This is a genomic window from Candidatus Marifrigoribacter sp. Uisw_064 (assembly GCF_047730175.1).
In the GTDB taxonomy this organism is placed as follows: Bacteria; Bacteroidota; Bacteroidia; order Flavobacteriales; family Flavobacteriaceae; genus Marifrigoribacter.
Map to the genome: position 1 here is coordinate 2,233,920 of NZ_CP159833.1, position 18,133 is coordinate 2,252,052.

16 protein-coding genes are annotated in these 18,133 nt (G+C 33.1%); 2 read left to right on the forward strand and 14 right to left on the reverse strand.

The features are described from left to right. Positions 1 to 195 precede the first annotated feature (195 nt). The 10 genes from ABXT64_RS10120 to ABXT64_RS10165 form a co-directional block, all read right to left on the reverse strand. Positions 196 to 1,644, reverse strand: coding sequence for a pyridoxal phosphate-dependent decarboxylase family protein (locus ABXT64_RS10120; RefSeq protein WP_443632809.1), 1,449 nt, complete (start codon positions 1,642 to 1,644; stop codon positions 196 to 198). 96 nt (positions 1,645 to 1,740) lie between these two features. Beyond that, positions 1,741 to 1,983, reverse strand: a complete 243-nt coding sequence (locus ABXT64_RS10125) for a VF530 family DNA-binding protein (protein ID WP_443632810.1) — start codon at positions 1,981 to 1,983, stop codon at positions 1,741 to 1,743. Between the two features lie 220 nt (positions 1,984 to 2,203). Continuing rightward, a complete protein-coding gene (locus ABXT64_RS10130; RefSeq protein WP_443632811.1) occupies positions 2,204 to 2,605 on the reverse strand; it encodes a DUF4345 domain-containing protein in 402 nt (133 codons plus the stop codon). 105 nt (positions 2,606 to 2,710) lie between these two features. After that, on the reverse strand, positions 2,711 to 3,142 hold the full coding sequence (locus ABXT64_RS10135) for a hypothetical protein (protein ID WP_443632812.1): 432 nt from the start codon (positions 3,140 to 3,142) through the stop codon (positions 2,711 to 2,713). Positions 3,143 to 3,322: 180 nt separating this feature from the next. After that, a complete protein-coding gene (locus tag ABXT64_RS10140; RefSeq protein ID WP_443632813.1) occupies positions 3,323 to 4,483 on the reverse strand; it encodes a DUF3095 family protein in 1,161 nt (386 codons plus the stop codon). Between the two features lie 73 nt (positions 4,484 to 4,556). Beyond that, on the reverse strand, positions 4,557 to 5,189 hold the full coding sequence (locus ABXT64_RS10145) for a hypothetical protein (RefSeq protein WP_443632814.1): 633 nt from the start codon (positions 5,187 to 5,189) through the stop codon (positions 4,557 to 4,559). A 236-nt stretch (positions 5,190 to 5,425) separates the two neighbouring features. After that, positions 5,426 to 7,228 carry an acyl-CoA dehydrogenase family protein gene (locus ABXT64_RS10150; protein WP_443632815.1) on the reverse strand — a complete coding sequence of 601 codons (1,803 nt, stop codon included), beginning with the start codon at positions 7,226 to 7,228 and terminating at the stop codon, positions 5,426 to 5,428. Positions 7,229 to 7,340: 112 nt separating this feature from the next. After that, on the reverse strand, positions 7,341 to 8,534 hold the full coding sequence (locus ABXT64_RS10155; protein ID WP_443632816.1) for an acetyl-CoA C-acyltransferase: 1,194 nt from the start codon (positions 8,532 to 8,534) through the stop codon (positions 7,341 to 7,343). Between the two features lie 136 nt (positions 8,535 to 8,670). Further along, positions 8,671 to 11,079: a 3-hydroxyacyl-CoA dehydrogenase NAD-binding domain-containing protein gene (locus tag ABXT64_RS10160; protein WP_443632817.1), complete on the reverse strand. Its 2,409-nt coding sequence runs from the start codon at positions 11,077 to 11,079 to the stop codon at positions 8,671 to 8,673. Positions 11,080 to 11,082: 3 nt separating this feature from the next. Beyond that, positions 11,083 to 11,532, reverse strand: a complete 450-nt coding sequence (locus ABXT64_RS10165) for a MarR family winged helix-turn-helix transcriptional regulator (RefSeq protein ID WP_443632818.1) — start codon at positions 11,530 to 11,532, stop codon at positions 11,083 to 11,085. A gap of 342 nt (positions 11,533 to 11,874) precedes the next feature. On the opposite strand from ABXT64_RS10165, the gene ABXT64_RS10170 reads away from it, so the two are divergent. Then, a complete protein-coding gene (locus ABXT64_RS10170; protein ID WP_443632819.1) occupies positions 11,875 to 12,711 on the forward strand; it encodes a CvfB family protein in 837 nt (278 codons plus the stop codon). On the opposite strand, the gene ABXT64_RS10175 is transcribed toward ABXT64_RS10170, so the two are convergent. Together ABXT64_RS10175 and ABXT64_RS10180 are read right to left on the reverse strand one after the other, a co-directional pair. Then, on the reverse strand, positions 12,708 to 13,136 hold the full coding sequence (locus ABXT64_RS10175) for a hypothetical protein (RefSeq protein WP_443632820.1): 429 nt from the start codon (positions 13,134 to 13,136) through the stop codon (positions 12,708 to 12,710). The two genes, ABXT64_RS10170 and ABXT64_RS10175, sit on opposite strands and share 4 nt — an antisense overlap. 40 nt (positions 13,137 to 13,176) lie before the next feature. Beyond that, complete coding sequence (locus ABXT64_RS10180; RefSeq protein WP_443632821.1) at positions 13,177 to 14,298, reverse strand: C1 family peptidase; 1,122 nt, start codon at positions 14,296 to 14,298, stop codon at positions 13,177 to 13,179. 80 nt (positions 14,299 to 14,378) lie between these two features. Here ABXT64_RS10180 and ABXT64_RS10185 point away from each other — a divergent pair, with 80 nt between their 5' ends. Beyond that, positions 14,379 to 15,218, forward strand: coding sequence for a 1,4-dihydroxy-2-naphthoyl-CoA synthase (locus ABXT64_RS10185; protein ID WP_443632822.1), 840 nt, complete (start codon positions 14,379 to 14,381; stop codon positions 15,216 to 15,218). A 133-nt stretch (positions 15,219 to 15,351) separates the two neighbouring features. Here the strand turns inward: ABXT64_RS10185 and ABXT64_RS10190 are convergent, their stop codons facing one another. Both ABXT64_RS10190 and asnB read right to left on the reverse strand, forming a co-directional pair. Then, positions 15,352 to 15,951, reverse strand: coding sequence for a hypothetical protein (locus tag ABXT64_RS10190; protein ID WP_443632823.1), 600 nt, complete (start codon positions 15,949 to 15,951; stop codon positions 15,352 to 15,354). A gap of 220 nt (positions 15,952 to 16,171) precedes the next feature. Then, a complete protein-coding gene (gene asnB, locus ABXT64_RS10195) occupies positions 16,172 to 17,842 on the reverse strand; it encodes an asparagine synthase B (protein ID WP_443632824.1) in 1,671 nt (556 codons plus the stop codon). Positions 17,843 to 18,133: the final 291 nt, after the last annotated feature.

Sequence of the window (18,133 nt, forward strand, 5' to 3'; positions counted from 1 at the left end):
TTGAGATTCATAAAATATGGGGCTCTAAATTATGATATACCTATTTATTTGCTTTTATATTATTGAATTAATAACTTTAGTTTTAATTCGGTAATTCCTAATGAAAGATATTTATTACAAGGTATATAGCTAACAGTCTTCTATATCATTATTTCTAAATGATTTATGATTTTTATACTTTTGTTATCTACTGATTTAATTTCGTTCAGTTAAAATTATATTTACGTTTTCTTTAATAATATCAAGTAAAAGTTCTATTTGTACTAGGTGGGTTCTAAATGATACTACCGCAATTCGTATCCAAAACACCTCATTTATGTTCGTTGATGAAAGGAATATGCGTCCATCTTTTTGAATTGCCTGAATCAATTTTTTATTGAAGTAGTATGCGTCTTTATCTTTAGGAACATATCTAAATATTGCAACTGAAAGTTCTGGTTCTGGTCCAACTTCAAACCCTTTTACTTTTTTTATTTCATTATAAAAATAACGAGTTAAATATATTTTTTCTTCTAATGAGGCTCTAAAAGGCTTTAAACCAAATAGTTTTAAGGGCAACCATAACCTCATTCCTCGAAAGTGTTTTGTTTGCTCTATCGATATATCTGCCGGTGAAATTTCTTCATCAGCATCAACAGTATCTTGCATATAGTCAGCTAAATATTGATATGCTTTTAATACTATTTCTTTATTTTTTATAAGTATAGTACCAGTTCCGAAGGGCAAAAAAAGTGTTTTATGAGGGTCAAGAGTAATAGAGTCAGCTTTCTGGATACCTTCAAATTTAGAGCTTAACTCCTTAACTAATTTAAAAAATCCTCCATAAGCAGCGTCAACATGAAACCATAGTTTATGTTTTTTTGCAATAGCAGCAATTGAATCTATTGGGTCTATTGAACCAGTATTTGTTGTTCCGAAAGATGCATTTATAAAGAAAGGAATCAACCCTTTCTCTTTATCTTCAAGGATTGTTTTTTCTAATTCATTTGCTGAAAGTCTTAATTTTTCATCTAAAGGAATGTACCTAATAGGAGCTTCAGATAAGCCAGCAATTCGGATTGCTTTTAATATGGAATGATGAGCTTGTTCCGAAAGGTAAATCACAGATTTATCAAAATATCGGGCTTTGATGTTATGAGATTCCCTAGCAGTTACTAAGGCAATAAGATTGGCAATTGACCCACCTGAAGTTAAATTACCTGTAGCATTTTCAGAATAACCCATTAAACGACACATCCAGCGAATAAGCATATTCTCTAAACGAACTGCTCCTGGCGCAGCAAAAAACACTCCAGCATACTTATTATTAACAGCCGCAATATAATCCCCTAGTGCTGAAGGGTAAAGTCCACCTCCAGGAATATATCCCATATGTCCACCCGATGCAGGGTTTATTCCTACTTCATCAATGTTTTTTGTGGTACTATCTAATAATGAGGTTAACCCAGTTGCTTCTTCTTCAATATCTAGGTTGTATAGGTCTTTCCCGTTTTTTTCTGAGTAGAAAAAAGCTTTAGCAGTATCTAGCTTGTTGATAAATGAGTTGGAGTATTCTAAAACTTCCGAATTCCATTTATCTCTTTGATCCATTCCTGGATCCAAAAGCCTTGATAGTTTTTCTAATTCTTTTATCTTTTTAATCATACCTATATATAAAGCTTTAGAATATTAGCTTTTCCATGATTACTAATAGTTCCTTTTCTGTAATCAAAAAGATCGTCTGGAGTTAGCGAAACAGTGCTATTTTTTCTTTTCTAATTTTAGATAAAGTTGTTCAACCTTATCTCTAGCCCATTGTGTTCTCCTTAAAAACTTAAGGCTAGACTTAATCGTAGGATCATTTTTAAAACAATTGATATTAATTTTCAATGCTAATTTTTCCCAACCATACTGTTCCACTAACAACTCTAGTATAGTTATCAATTTCATCCCGTGCAACGGGTTATTGGGTTGTTCTTCAGGGGGATTGTTTTCTTTATCCATTAAAAAGATAATTCATTTTATTTAGATTTTTTTAGTCTCTTTTCTGCTTTTTTTTCTTTAGGAGTTTTCGTAGCTTCTTTTTTCACACTCTTTTTTGAATCTTTTCCTTTTGACATGATAGTATCTATTTTAAATTTATTTTTCTTTATTATTTTCAGATTTAAAGATAGCTATTTTTTTGTATGCAATTAAAAATATAGCAATCGTTTTTCTCAAGTTTTTAATTAGACTCAAGCTTATATTTTTTTAATTGATACATAGAAAAAAGTCCGATAATAAATTCTGCTATTACAGCGAAAATATATCCTTCTGTTGGTAATCCATCAGTTATCATACTTACTGTTCTTCCAGTAGCGAGGGTCAACATAAATAATATATTTAGTTGGGTTGCACTTTTCCAATAGTTGTTGTTCCAAAGACCTAAAATCCACACTGCTGAAACTCCTAAATACAAACACATAATGGCTTTAAGCATATTTGAGAGGTCAATTGTGTTGACTTGAATATCCAATTGTCTCGATAGAATGGAAGGTGAACCATAAATTATTGCAGTTGGAACTACAATCGATAAAGAAACGATAAGGTGTAAGTTTTTAAGAGTCCAGTTTATTTTGTCTTTCATGTTTTCGTTCAGGTTTCACGTTTAGATCCTTTATTCGGTTTGCAAGCTAGGGCTTCGTAATTAATGCGTAACGAATTATGAATTATATAATTTATTGGAGTGTTACTATTCTATGTTCTTGTAAAGATCTAACCCTTTTATCCAGGGAATTTCAGATTCAAAAAATTTCAAGGCTATTTTGATTTCCCTGTCTGATTTGTCCCTTGGAGATTTACTAATAAATCTTGCTTTCGAGTTGATTAAATCAATAGTATATGTTTCATCAAAATCGTTTTCTTTGTTAGTGTAGAATGAAAGAGTCTTTTTTTTAGAACTCCATGTGCCTCTTCCATATATATGCTCTTCTGGGGATAATTTCATTATATGATTCGAATACGAATGAAATAAAAATGTTCCATCTGGATTTAACTTTAATTTATATTCAATAACAGCATTCTTCGTGTCGAATCTGATTTCATAATTTCCAATATACTTTTCGGATTGCGCTAATAAAGGTAGATTGAATGTTAAAAAAAGAAGTATAAATATCGTTTTCATTTTTAAATACATTTTTTTTCAGAATTAAAGATGTCCTTTTTTTACATTCTGTGATTTAAGCTTTTAGATTCTAATTTTCATAGTAACATCCCAATAAGTGTTCCAATAATTATTTCCTAAAAACCCTTAGTCTTTTTTTTGAGTTAACTATGTTTATAATAAGAAAGGCAATTTATGAAATCACTTTAAAGCTTTCAATTTTGTTTTAAACATTTTGGCTGCCGAAGTATATCCACCTTCTGTACCATCTACAAAATGCGCGTGTTTTGTTTTTCTATCCAAGACGTAACATGACATAACAGAAGCATGAGTTACATGAATACCATAAATAATTTTGTTATCTTTTTCTAGTTGATTTAGATACGCTATAAAAAGATCTATTTTACTTTGTTCGGCTGTAAAAATTGTATTTATCATGCCATCAAGCATAAAAGTATGTGATAATTGTCCAATTTGTATTAAGTATTGTTTTCCATTAGGAGATAGGTTAAAATACCATTTCCCTAAAAGTGTTACCATCCAGTTTTTAAATAAGTAGATCCAATTTTTATTGACAAGACTAATTTTCATTTCTTCCCATATTTTAGAAATGCTAAAGTTTAGTTTTAAACTGGCGGGTTTTATAGGTTGTCTGCTTTTAAAAGTGCCAAACATATGATCCATTTGAGCTAAAACATCTCTATAGGTATCTCTTTGATTGGTTTCATTTATAGTATCTATTAATAAACAAATAACTTTCTTTTTAGCCTGTGTAGGATTAATTTGTTTCCATCTACATTCCATTCCCTCTAAGCTTAAAAGATCTTTTTTAAAATCAATAAAATTGCTTTCTACAAAAGTAATTTTTATGATTTCTTCCGCTTTTTTTAAACCATTACCTATTACAATAGGAATTGTTAATTGTTCTGTAAGTTGATGTTTAACGATCTTCAAACTAGATTTTTGAGCGTCTAATTTTTTAACTGAAATATGTCCAACTCTAAGTGTTAAGTTGGTGTTTCTTTTAATATGAAGGCTATAATTCTCTAACACCAATGTAATTTTATTTAAAAGCAGGGTAGGAAGAATGAATGTAGCGCCATCACCACCAAAAAAGTAAGGAATTTCAATATTTTGTTTTTCTTTTCTGATAGTATTTAATACCGATATTATTGCACCTGTTGCTGTTAAGTTTATTTGATGGTGTTTTCCCTCATCTACAGCTTGAGTTGAATTTTGAATATCTACAACCATCACATGCCAAGTATTAGGGACCTCAGAAAAACATGATTCACTATCCAATAAATCGACAAGAGTTTTACTTGAGGTTTTTAATTTGGTATAGTATTTTATGTCTTCCATTATTACAAATACTGATTAATAATCTATTGGTTATATTTCGTTTTTTTCTGAATTAAAGATAGTTAATTGTACGTTATATTAATTCTAATAGCGATTTAGGTTTTACGTTGTTAACTACTGTTTTTTCTCTTTTTATTTCATTAAACAATCCAATGTTAATCAGAATTGCACTAGTCCACCAAGCATAATAAGTTCCACAATTGGAAAACCAAACTCCTATGTCATATTTTTTGAACCCCATGTCTTCAACAAATTCAATCGTACAGTTTCGGTCATTAAAAATTAAGTAGGATAATATGACTAGAGAAATAAAAGATATATACCAATTCCATTTCTTGCTTTTTACTGATTTATAAACTAAATAAATAACAAGAGATGTCACAAGGAGAAACGGATAAGTATCTTCAATTCCTATAGTTGACTTATTGTCTGCTGTTAAAAAGTCTAAAAAGCGATCAAATGAGTCAATTTGAGTCAATATTATAAATGTCGAAAGACATATTCCAATGAAATATTTTTTAAAAAGAATAAGTAAAAGAACTATTGGGAAAAATAATAATCCATAAATACTGTAACCTATTTGGTTGTTTTTTGCATAACTTATAATTGTTGCAAAGTCATAATTCGTTAATCTACTTGGTAAGAAAAAAGACAAAAGAAAAATTAGCACTGAAATTCCTGCCAATATTTTTGTCGTTCTTGTCATTTAGAAATTGTAGTTAACTAGTTATATCGTTACCAAAGGTACTTATTATCGGTTTACATTTCGGGATAACCGTACCTTTTGTTGATTGCTATCCCTAAACAGGCTTATTCAAAATTTGTGGGGAGAGAATCAAAAGATACAAAAATATAAAAACTAAAAAAACCGCTTCGAAAGAAGCGGTTTAATACATCAAAAAATTTGAAAAAAAATTATTCTTTCATTAAGAATAAGTAGTGTTAAAAAGGGTATTTATTTTCTTCTTTTACCTTGTCTGCAATGCTAATACGTAATGCTACTACATTTGGATTGTTTTGATATTTCGTAAATCTTTTTAATCCCATCAACATCATGCGTTGTTCATCTCCTTCCGCAAAAGAAATAATTCCTTCTTTCGCATTTTTCAAGATAATATCAACTGCATTGTATAAGTACAATTGAGACATTGCAATTTGTTCTTTTTGAGAATCTTCCCCAAAACGTTTGCAGTTTTTCTCTGTACGTAAAATTGCAGATTCTGCCATGTATATTTCTATTAATATATTAGAAGCAGCCATCAATAATTGCTGATGCTCGTCTAAATCTGGTCCATATTTTTGAACCGCAGCTCCCGATACCATTAAAAACACTTTTTTAAGCTTAGCGATCATTGCTTTTTCTTCGGAAAGAGTTTCAGAATAATCAGGTGTTTCAAAAGAAGGAATCCCCGTTAATTCGTCTGCAACTTTCATGGCAGGTCCAATTAAATCAACATGCCCTTTCATTGCTTTCTTCACTAACATCCCTACAGAAAGCATTCTGTTTATTTCGTTCGTACCTTCATAAATTCTGGTGATTCTAGCATCTCTCCATGCAGATTCCATAGGCGTATCCTTTGAGAATCCCATGCCTCCAAAAATTTGAATTCCTTCATCGGCACAGGCTTGTACATCTTCAGAAACAGAAACTTTTAAAATAGAACATTCAATAGCAAATTCTTCCACTCCTTTTAATTCTGCTTTCTGATGAGTTTCCCCTTCCGCTTGTCTAATTTCAATTCTGTTTTCAATGTCTTTTGCAGCTCTATACGTAGCAGATTCTCCTACATAAACATTGGTTGCCATTTCTGCAATTTTTGCTTTGATCGCACCAAACTCAATAATGGCTGTTTTAAATTGCTTGCGTTCTGTAGCATATTGTACCGCAGATGTAATAACTCTTCTTTGAGAATCTAAACAGGCTCCCGCTAATTTTATTCTTCCAACATTTAAAGCATTCATTGCTATTTTAAATCCATTACCACGTTCTGATAACATATTTTCAACAGGCACTACGGTATCTGTAAAAAATACCTGACGTGTAGAGGAAGCATGAATCCCTAATTTGTGTTCTTCTTCTCCTAAAGTGATTCCATTGCCGGGATCATTCTCTACTAGAAACCCTGTAATGTTTTTATCGTCTTCAATACGTGCAAATACAATAAAAAGCTTGCAAAATCCTGCGTTTGAAATCCACATTTTTTGTCCGCTAATTTTATACTGAGTACCGTCTTCAGAAAGAACAGCTTTAGTTCTACCACTATTGGCATCACTACCTGCACTAGGCTCGGTTAGACAATAAGCACCAAACCATTCGCCAGAGGCTAATTTTGGCACATATTTTTGTTTTTGTTCCTCTGTGCCATATAAGGTAATTGGCAACGTCCCAATACCTGTATGCGCTCCAAATGCAGTACTAAAAGATCCAGTACCACTCGAAATATAATCACAAGTTAATAAGGTTGAAACAAAGCCCATTCCTAATCCACCATAAGCTTCAGGAACTGAAACACCTAAAAATCCAAGTTCGCCCGCTTTACGCATACACTCTTCGGTAAAGGCATAATCTTTATTTTCGAAGCGATCTCTAAATGGAATGATTTCACGTTCATTAAACTCCATCACCGCTTCCTTCATCATTTTTTGTTCTTCAGTGAAATCTTCTGGGGTAAAAATTTCTTCACAGTGAGACTCTCTTACAATAAATTGCCCTCCTCTGATGATCTCTTTTTCTTTTGTTTCCATTGTTTTTTTTTTAAGATTCTAGACAGCTAGACTTATAGATTCTAGACTGTTTGATTTAATATTTTACTTTATTTTTTTATAGTCTATTCTCTAGACTCTATTTGTCTAACTTCTAATTCAAAAATTCAAATACCCCACAGGCACCTTGACCCGTACCAACACACATTGTTACCGCTCCATATTTTCCTTGCATGTTTTGCTTACGCATTTCGTCAAATAACTGCACTGAAAGTTTTGCTCCCGTACATCCTAATGGATGACCCAAAGCGATAGCACCACCATTTACATTGATGATGTTTGGGTTTAGATCTAATTCACGAATTACCGCAAGAGATTGAGAAGCAAAGGCTTCATTTAATTCTATTAATGATAAATCATCTTGTTTTAGTCCCGCTTGCTTTAATGCTTTTGGGATTGCTTTTACGGGGCCTATTCCCATGATACGAGGTTCAACACCTGCCGCAGCATAGTTAACTAATCGAGCAATCGGTTCAAGGTTTAATTCTTTTACCATGTCTTCACTCATTACCATTACAAAAGCAGCACCATCGCTCATTTGAGATGAATTACCAGCAGTTACACTTCCGCCAGTAGCAAATACTGCACGTAATTTTGCTAAAGCTTCTTTGCTGGTTCCTTTTCTTGGGCCTTCGTCTTTAGTTACCATATATGATTTTGATGCTTTTTTATTGTTTTCATCTAAATAGGTCTGATTTACAGTGATAGGAACTATTTGATCTTGAAAACGATTTTCAGCTTGTGCTTTTAATGCTTTCATGTGAGAATTGAATGCAAACTCATCTTGATCTGTACGAGAGATATTAAATTGGTTGGCAACCGCTTCAGCAGTATTTCCCATTCCCCAATAATAATCTTCATGTCCTGCCTTTACGATGTCGTAATTTAATTCTGGTTTAAATCCAGTCATTGGCACTGAACTCATGCTCTCTGCTCCACCAGCGATAATACAATCTGCCATTCCACTTTGGATTTTTGCAGTAGCGATTCCTATGGTTTCAATTCCAGAGGAACAAAAACGATTTACGGTAACTCCTGGAACATCTACAGAATCAAGACCCATTAATGAAATTAATCGAGCCATATTTAATCCTTGTGAACCTTCAGGCATTGCATTACCAACAATCACATCGTCAATACGAGTTTTGTCTAATTGAGGTAATTCCTTCATCATGTATTGAATGGTTTCCGCAGCCAATTCATCTGTTCTTTTAAAACGGAACACCCCTTTAGGTGCTTTACCAACTGCTGTTCTATATGCTTTTACTATATATGCTGTTTTGTTCATAGTTCTAATTGTTGTTGTGAAAAAGAGAAGCTAGAATCTAGACGACTAGAAAATAGACTGATTCCTCACTTATTATTAATCTTGTTTTATCATTAAACTTTTACTGTCTATACTCTAGTTTCTAGCAGTCTATAATCTAATTTCTAAGCGGTTTCCCTGTTTTTAACATGTGCTCAATTCGTTCTAAAGTTTTTCGTTCCGTACAAAGACTTAAAAACGCTTCTCTTTCAATGTCTAATAAGTATTGTTCTGTTACTAAGGTTGGTTCAGATAAATCTCCACCCGCCATTACATAAGCAAGCTTATCGGCAATTTTACGGTCATGCTCACTAATAAAATTAGCAGCTTCCATAGAATCAGTCCCAACTAAAAACATACCTAAGGCTTGTTTTCCGAGTACCTTTACATCTTTTCTTCTAACAGGTTGTGTATATCCTAAATCAGCCATAGATCGTGCAACCGATTTTGCAGTTGCAATCTGACGATCTTTATTCACTACAACGATATCTTTTCCTTTTTTAAGGATGCCTAAATCAAAAGCTTCATAAGCTGAAGTTGAAACCTTAGCCATACCAATGGTTAAGAAATACTCTTGAAGTACATTTAACTCAACATCATTTTTATGGAACAAATCACTAGCTCTTAAAGCCATTTCTTTAGAACCACCACCACCAGGAATAACTCCAACACCAAATTCAACCAAACCGATATAACTCTCTGCTGCAGCAACTACTCGGTCTGCATGCAATGTCATTTCGCATCCACCACCAAGTGTCATTGCTTGTGGGGCAACTACTGTTGGGATCGAAGAATAACGAAGCCTCATAACACTATCTTGGAAATATTTAATAGCCATGTTCAATTCATCATATTCTTGCTCAACAGCCATCATGAAGATCATTCCAATATTGGCTCCGACAGAAAAATTAGCACCTTGATTTCCGACTACGAGTCCGTCAAAATCTTTTTCAGCAATATCAATTGCTTTATTAAGACCTGCTAACACATCACCACCAATGGTATTCATTTTACTTTGGAATTCAAGATTTAAAATCCCGTCGCCTAAATCTTCAACTACACATCCGCTATTTTTAAATACTTCACTAGACTTACGAATATTATTAAGGATAATAAAAGCATCTTGTCCAGGAACTTTACTATGTTTCTTTTGAGGAATATCATAATAATAAGTAGCTCCGTCTTTTACAGTATAGAATGAAGTAATTCCAGCCGCTAACATTTCATTTACCCAAGCAGCTGGTTCTTTACCCATCGCTTTAATAAGCTCAATTCCTTTTTCAACACCAATAGCATCCCAAATCTCGAAGGGACCATTTTCCCAACCAAATCCAGCCTTCATGGCATCATCTATTTTGTATAATTCATCAGATATTTCTGGAATCCGTTTAGAAGCATAGGTAAACATTAGAGCAAAGCTCTTGCGATAGAATTCACCTGCTTTGTCTTTTCCGCTTACTAAAACTTTAAAACGATCGATTACATTATCTATCGATTTAGTTAACTCTAAAGTAGGGAAGGAGGCTCTTTTGCCTTTGCGATATTCTAAGGTTTCAAGATCCAATCCTAAGATCTGACTTTTACCACCTTCTCCTTTTACTTTTTTGTAAAACCCTTGTCCTGTTTTACTTCCTAGCCATTTGTTTTCCATTAAGGTATTCACAAATTCAGGCAGTTTAAAGACTTCGTGCTCTTCATCATCAGGGCAATTATCATAAATCCCTTTAGCTACATGAACCAACGTATCTAAGCCAACCACATCAACAGTTCTAAAGGTTGCAGATTTTGGACGACCAATTACAGGACCTGTTAATTTATCTACTTCTTCAATGCTTAATCCCATTTCTTTTACTAAATGAAAAAGGCTTTGAATTCCATAGATCCCAATTCTATTTCCTATAAATGCAGGAGTATCTTTAGCAATGACGGTCGTTTTTCCCAGAAATTGTTCCCCATAACTGTTGAAAAACTCTAACACTTCAGATGAAGTATTAGGTCCAGGAATAATTTCGAATAATTTTAAATAACGTGGAGGATTGAAAAAGTGAGTTCCGCAGAAATGTTTCTGAAAATCTTCACTTCGGCCTTCGTTCATAAACTTGATAGGAATTCCAGAAGTATTACTTGTAATTAGCGTTCCTGGCGTTCTATGTTTTTCAAGGTTTTCAAAGACTTGCTTTTTAATGTCTAATCGCTCTACCACAACTTCAATGATCCAATCAACATCAGCCACCTTTGAAATATCATCTTCAAGGTTTCCAGTGGTGATTCTATTTTTAAAATTGATATGGTATAAAGGAGCGGGTCTTGACTTTACCGAAGCAGTTAAGGCATCATTTACGATGCGATTTCTAACAGCTTTATCGGTAAGAGAAAGACCTTTCGCATTTTCTTTATCATTTAATTCACGTGGGATAATATCGAGTAAAAGTACTTCAACACCAATATTTGCAAAATGACAAGCGATTCCACTTCCCATAATCCCAGAACCAATAACGGCTACTTTATTTATTCTTCTTTTAGACATGTTCTAACTTATTTTATCTGAAATGTATATTTTTTTTGAATTGATTAATTCTAAAATCGAATTCGTAACTTTTTTAAACGTGTCTAACTCTTCTTGACTGATTGTTTCTTTAACGGCTTCATCAAATCGAATTACAACTTGTTTTGAATATTCTCTCATTTCTATTCCGAAAGATGTGAGATGAATTAAAACTCCACGACCATCTAAAGGATTAGGTTTTCTTGTAATGAGCCCTTTTTCCTCCATGGTTTTAAGCGTTCTTGAAAGACTTGTAGCTTCTATACCCATTTTAGGTCCTAATGAAGTAGAGGGAGTTCCACCTTCAGGTTCAATGCTTATCAATGCAAATCCTGTTGCCATAGTACTCTCTTTTTTACCGGCTTCTTCATTGTACATTTTTGCAACACCCAACCAAGCAGTACGTAATAAATAATCTATCGTTTTTTCTTTCATGTGTTTGTATTTATTGTTTTTTGAAGGTCACATGCTGTTTGCTATTAATCATCCCTTTTGGTGAGAAAATTCTTAGTTTGCTCGTTTCATATAATTTTTCTTGTAGCAAAGATATAAAAATTTACTATGCGTGCATAGTAAATAATCATAAATTAATAAAATTGTAGTGGAAGGGGATAATTATATATATGAGTTAGTCCAATCATAGGCATTTTGGAGGTCATTAAAAACGTATTAAAAATTTGGTTTCTAATTTAGGGTTAGACCTTCCAAGATTATAATGAGGTAAATTGTAAGTCTTTTTATAAAATTAATCATTTCATTATATTGTATCTTTGCAAAATGATGGAAATTGGAAAACATACAACCTTAGTTATTCTTAGAGAAACAGACCCAGGTTTATATTTAGGTGAAAACATGAATGCTGAAGATGTGGTTCTTTTACCTCATAAATACAAGCCTGAATCTTTTGAAATAGGAGATGAAATAGAGGTGTTTATCTATTTAGATTACGATGAGCGACTTATTGCTACTACATTAGAACCTCATGTTTTATTGAATAGTTTTGGGTATTTACGTTGTGCTGCAGTATCAAACCATGGTGCCTTTATGGAATGGGGTTTAGAGAAGCATTTATTTGTTTCGTTTAAGGAACAAGCTCGCCCAATGAAAGTAGACAATTGGTATATTGTTTATTTATATTTAGATGAACAAACCAATCGTTTAGCGGGAGCTAGTAAAACCAATCAATTTCTACAAAATGAGACCCTCACCATAAAACAATATGATGAGGTAAATATATTAGTAACACATCTTACAGAAAAAGGAGCTAACGTTATTATTAACGGGGTTCATAAAGGATTAATTTATATTGAAGATATTTTTGAAGACATTCGAACTGGAGATCGAATGAAAGCATATATCAAAAAAATTAGAGAAGACAATAAAATTGATGTTGTATTACAGACTCTAGGGTATAAAAGTATAGAGCCTAATGCACAATTTATTTTAGATGAATTAAAAACAGCAGGTGGTTTTATTGCGCTGCATGATAAATCTTCACCGGATGCGATTAAAAACTTATTAGGCCTGAGTAAAAAAAGCTTTAAAAGGGCAATAGGTAGTTTATATAAGGACAAGCAAATTACAATTAAGGAAGACGGAATAGAGTTGATTTAATAAGACCTGCCTACTCGAAATGGCGCACATCTAGCACAAATTCCAAAAGGAGGGCACGGATCACCACTAGAAGTTTTATACACTATGTTTTTTACTGCGGTAGAGGCATCTGCTGCATATTGAGAAGTGCTGAATCCGAAGTTTTTTGTTTCAATCGCTTTAACTTCATACTTTGAATTGACAAATCTTTCAGAATTATATAAAACTTCTCCCATATTGACTTCCTTCCTATAAGTATCATTATTCATTTTGAAATCAGGTAATTTTGTTAGAAAAGAAGTGGAGTTTACTTCCGTAAAAGTTTCAAGGACATCTACTTCAGGAAGTGAAGTTGCATCTATCGTAAAATACCGAGTTTCGAAATCGAATTGCGCCCACGAAAGTAATGGAATCGTAAGAAGAAGTAAAACAAGGTATTTTTTCATTGGATTTTTTATTTATCTATATCAAAAATAATTCCAATAATTAAAGTTTTAAATTTTGTGCCGTATTTTTTGCAACACCTTCTTTATGAAGCGTTATACTGATTGTCTTTAAACGCATGTACGATTCACTAAAATATACATATCCACCATTTTTAGTGCGTTCTGGATTGGTACCCCAGCTATTTTTAACTCTATAATACACGGTTCCGTTTTGATCTTTTACCATTCCAGTAATGTGCATTAAATGATCATCTGTGGTCGTAAAATTTTCAAACTCATCTTGACGAAAATCTTGTGTGATGTTCATCTCAGGATAAATACCCTGTAATGCTTTTTTATTATTTTTTGAATTTGAAGGAATTATAGCAACTCCATCTTTCGAAGAAAAAGTACGCTCACTAACATCACAATCTAACTCAACAGTGAATCCATTTTCTAAGGCATGATTTAACGTTGACATCATTTCATCTAAAGGAACATTATAAAAACTCCCGTAACTCCAATTGTCTGGAATGTTTAATATAAATTTTGAATAATAATCTGCATGGGTAAAGGAAGTAATATTTACATATTCAGCTGGATTAATTTTTGTCATTTCAAGAAATGATAGAGGCGTATATGTTTTACCTTCATAAGTAAATGTGTTAACATTGGCACCCAAATAAATATTTAAAACCGCGTCAACAGCTTTTTTCCAATTTTTACTTAGTTTTTTACCAGGATTATCTACATAGGTTTCTAACATCGACTTAATAACGGCGACCATTTCAGCATGATTATGTCTCGACTGTTCTGCAAATAAACCACTAAAAGCGTCATTAGGCACTAAACCATAATCCCGCACAGAATTAATAACATCGTGCGCTAATCCTCCTTCACTAAATTGTGCCTTCCCTTGACGCATCACAAAATTCTCAGCTTTCTTAGGGTAGGTATTTCTTACCGTATACATTTCTGAAAGATCTATTTCTTTTCCTGTTAAGCGTATTATTTCAGATTCTAAAAAAGAAGAAGTAGAAAAACTCCAACAGGTTCCTGTATTTCCTTGACTAATTACAGGCGTAGCTTCGATATCGATTATATCTGTAAATCGATATGCTTCTTGAGCAGTAATTAAAAAACTTGAAAGAAGGATTCCGAAGAATAAAATTAATTGACGCATGGTATAAAATTTATGATGTAGCATCAAAAATAAGATGTTTTCTCTTAAGTCTTTTCTATATTTACGTTAAAATATTTAAGATGAATTTACCTAACTGGAAAACTGCTAAAGAATTTACAGATATCACCTATAAAAAATGTGATGGCGTAGCACGAATTGCTTTTAATCGTCCAGAGGTTCGGAATGCATTTCGGCCAAAAACAACTTCCGAATTATTAGTTGCCTTTCATGATGCACAAGAAGATACGAGTATAGGTGTGGTATTGCTTTCTGCTGAAGGCCCTTCTTCTAAAGATGGAGTCTATAGTTTTTGTAGTGGCGGTGATCAAAAGGCTAGAGGAGATAAAGGATATGTTGGTGAAGATGGCTATCATCGTTTAAATATTTTAGATGTGCAGCGATTGATACGTTTTATGCCAAAAGCAGTTATTTGTGTGGTTCCCGGTTGGGCAGTAGGAGGAGGACATAGTTTACATGTGGTGTGCGATTTAACTTTAGCGAGTAAGGAACATGCAATTTTTAAACAAACTGATGCCGATGTTACTAGTTTTGACGGTGGATATGGTTCTGCTTATTTAGCAAAAATGGTAGGGCAGAAGAAGGCCCGTGAAATATTTTTCCTCGGAAGAAATTACAGTGCACAGGAAGCGTATGATATGGGAATGGTAAACGCGGTAATCCCTCATGCTGAATTAGAAGATACAGCCTTTGAATGGGCACAAGAAATATTAGAGAAATCTCCAACGTCCATTAAGATGCTAAAGTTTGCTATGAACTTAACTGATGATGGAATGGTTGGACAACAAGTATTTGCTGGTGAGGCAACTCGATTGGCTTATATGACCGATGAAGCAAAAGAAGGAAGAGATGCCTTTTTAGAAAAGCGCAAGCCTAACTTTGATAAAAAGTGGTTGCCGTAGCGTTGTTGTATATGGTTTGTTGCGTGTTTTAAGCAACTAATTTAGTAAATAATTACCGACCAAGAAAGTCCGCGAGGACTTTCGTAAGTGTGCAAAAAGCCAGCAATAAATTATATACGGTGTTAGCTGCTTTTTAATATTCTAATACTATTTGTCTTTCGTTCATAACATTTTGCGCTTTTTTAAAATCAGTTATTCCCTCAGACCAAGAGTAGTTCTTTTTCATTCCGTGTTTAATTACATTCAATAGTTTTCTCCCTTTTTGTAGAGTATCTATTTTATTTGCAGACAAACTTAGACTCTGTCTTAAGTCGTTAATTATTCTTTCAAATGTATGATTCTCTTCAATTTTTTTATGATTATTTGCGTGAATTCGTATTGTAATTTCAAACAGTCCAATTTGATAATATAATTCGTTTGAAATTTCATTGTCTATAAAAACTCCATATTCGGAAACACATTTTTCATAAAAATATTTCATTGATGGCCCTGCCATAAACAAGCCTACAAAGTCAATATTTTCAGTCTTGGGTTTTGGGTTTACTTCAATTTCTCCATGATTGTATAGAACCATTTCAGGAATATTACCATTAACTAAGTTTATAAATTTAGGATAGTTTCCGTGCCTTATACTTGCAAACTCTCTATTGAATTTAGTTTCTTTTTTACTTGATTTCATTATTTTTAACACATATCCAAGTACAATTCCAATAATGTATTTTTCTTCTTTCATTCTTAATTGCAGGGTAACGTGTTATATCATCAGTTTTATTGTTCTTATCCCGTAAATTTTACGGGGATAAGATTCCTTTTGGCTTGTTCTTATCTCTCAAGAAAAAAACAAAATCCCCACACCATTCGCTGTATGCAAAATAGGAGTGGGGATAGATTATAAATTTACAATAAATACCGTTATTATTATTATTATATAAAACATAATAAAATTTTATATTTCAGCTTTTATAAGCATCGTCATGTACGTTTGCAATAGCACGACCACTAGGATCATTCCTGTTTTTAAAGCTTTCATCCCATTCCAATGCAACTGGGCTACTACAAGCCACCGATGGAACAGAAGGCACACATAAGGCTGCTGCATCACTTGGGAAATGTTCTGTAAAAATGGTTCTATAATAAAACTCTTCTTTGCTGGTTGGAGTCTGTAATGGAAATTTATAGTTAGCATTTGCTAATTGTTCGTCACTAACTTCCTTTTCAACCATTTCTTTTAAAGTATCAATCCAACTATAACCAACTCCATCACTAAATTGTTCTTTTTGTCTCCAAGCCACGCTTTCAGGTAACATATCTTCAAAAGCTTTACGAAGAACCCATTTTTCCATGCGTTCTCCGTTTATCATTTTGTCATCTGGGTTAATGCTCATAGCAACGTCCATAAATTCTTTATCTAAAAATGGGACACGTCCTTCAATTCCCCAAGCAGCTAACGACTTGTTTGCTCGTAGACAATCATACATGTGTAATTTATCTAGTTTACGTACCGTTTCTTCATGAAAATCTTTTGCAGAAGGCGCTTTGTGAAAATATAAATATCCTCCAAAAATTTCATCGGCTCCTTCGCCAGACAATACCATTTTAATTCCCATGGCTTTAATTGCTCTTGCCATTAAATACATAGGAGTGGAAGCTCTAATTGTTGTAATGTCATAAGTCTCTAAATGATAAATTACATCTCTAATGGCATCAATCCCTTCTTGGATGGTAAATTTAATTTCATGATGCACCGTGTCTAAATGTTCCGCAACTTTTCGGGCAGCTATTAAATCGGGAGAGCTTTCTAAACCAGTTGCAAAAGAGTGGAGTTGAGGATACCAAGCAGCATCTTTATCATCGCTTTCAATTCGTTTTTCTGCATATTTTTTTGCGATAGCAGAAGTGATGGATGAATCCAAACCACCCGATAAAAGAACTCCATAAGGCACATCACTCATTAATTGACGGTGTACCGCTTCTTCTAAAGCAGTTCTTAATTTTTTAATATCAGTTTTATTTTCTTTTACGGCATCATATTCCATCCAATCTCTTTGATACCATTGTGTTAATTTTCCTTCTTTGCTATCTAAATAATGTCCTGGAGGAAATAATTCAATTTTAGAACAAATACCTTCTAAGGCTTTTAATTCCGAAGCGACATAAAATGTTCCGTCTTGATCCCAACCAATATATAAAGGAATGATTCCCATGTGATCACGCGCAATTAAGTAGGAATCGTTTTCTACATTGTATAATGCAAATCCGAATATTCCGTTTAATTCATCCAAAAAAGAAACTCCTTTTTCTTTATAAAGGGCTAAGATTACTTCGCAATCTGATTTTGTCTGAAAGGTATAGCTTCCTTCAAGTTGTTTGCGTAATTCAAGGTGGTTATAGATTTCACCATTGGCAGCTAATACTAAATTTTTATCTTCTGAAAATAAAGGTTGTTTCCCAGAAGTAGGGTCAACAATAGCCAAACGTTCATGAGCCATGATCGCTTTTTGATTGCTAAAGATTCCGCTCCAATCTGGACCGCGATGTCTTATAGATTTTGCCATCGTTAATAGTTGAGGGCGTAATTTTTCAGAAGATTGTTTTAATTCGAAAGCACATACAATTCCGCACATAATAAAAGTTTTTTTATTGTCCTCGCGAAAGCGGGGAACTATTAATTATTAGTTAATTTTATTTATAAGATTCCCAATTCGTGGGAATAATTTTAAAAACTCCTTTGTTTTTAAAACAAAAAAAAGCCTGTCAAATTTAAAAACTTGACAGGCTGATATATCTCTACAAGTTTTTGTTAAGGCATCCCGTTATTATTATTATTATTATTATTAAAGGTAAATCTAAACATGACTTGTTTTATTTCTTTGTTATGGTCCAAATATCTAAATTTTTTTGAACTAAACAATATT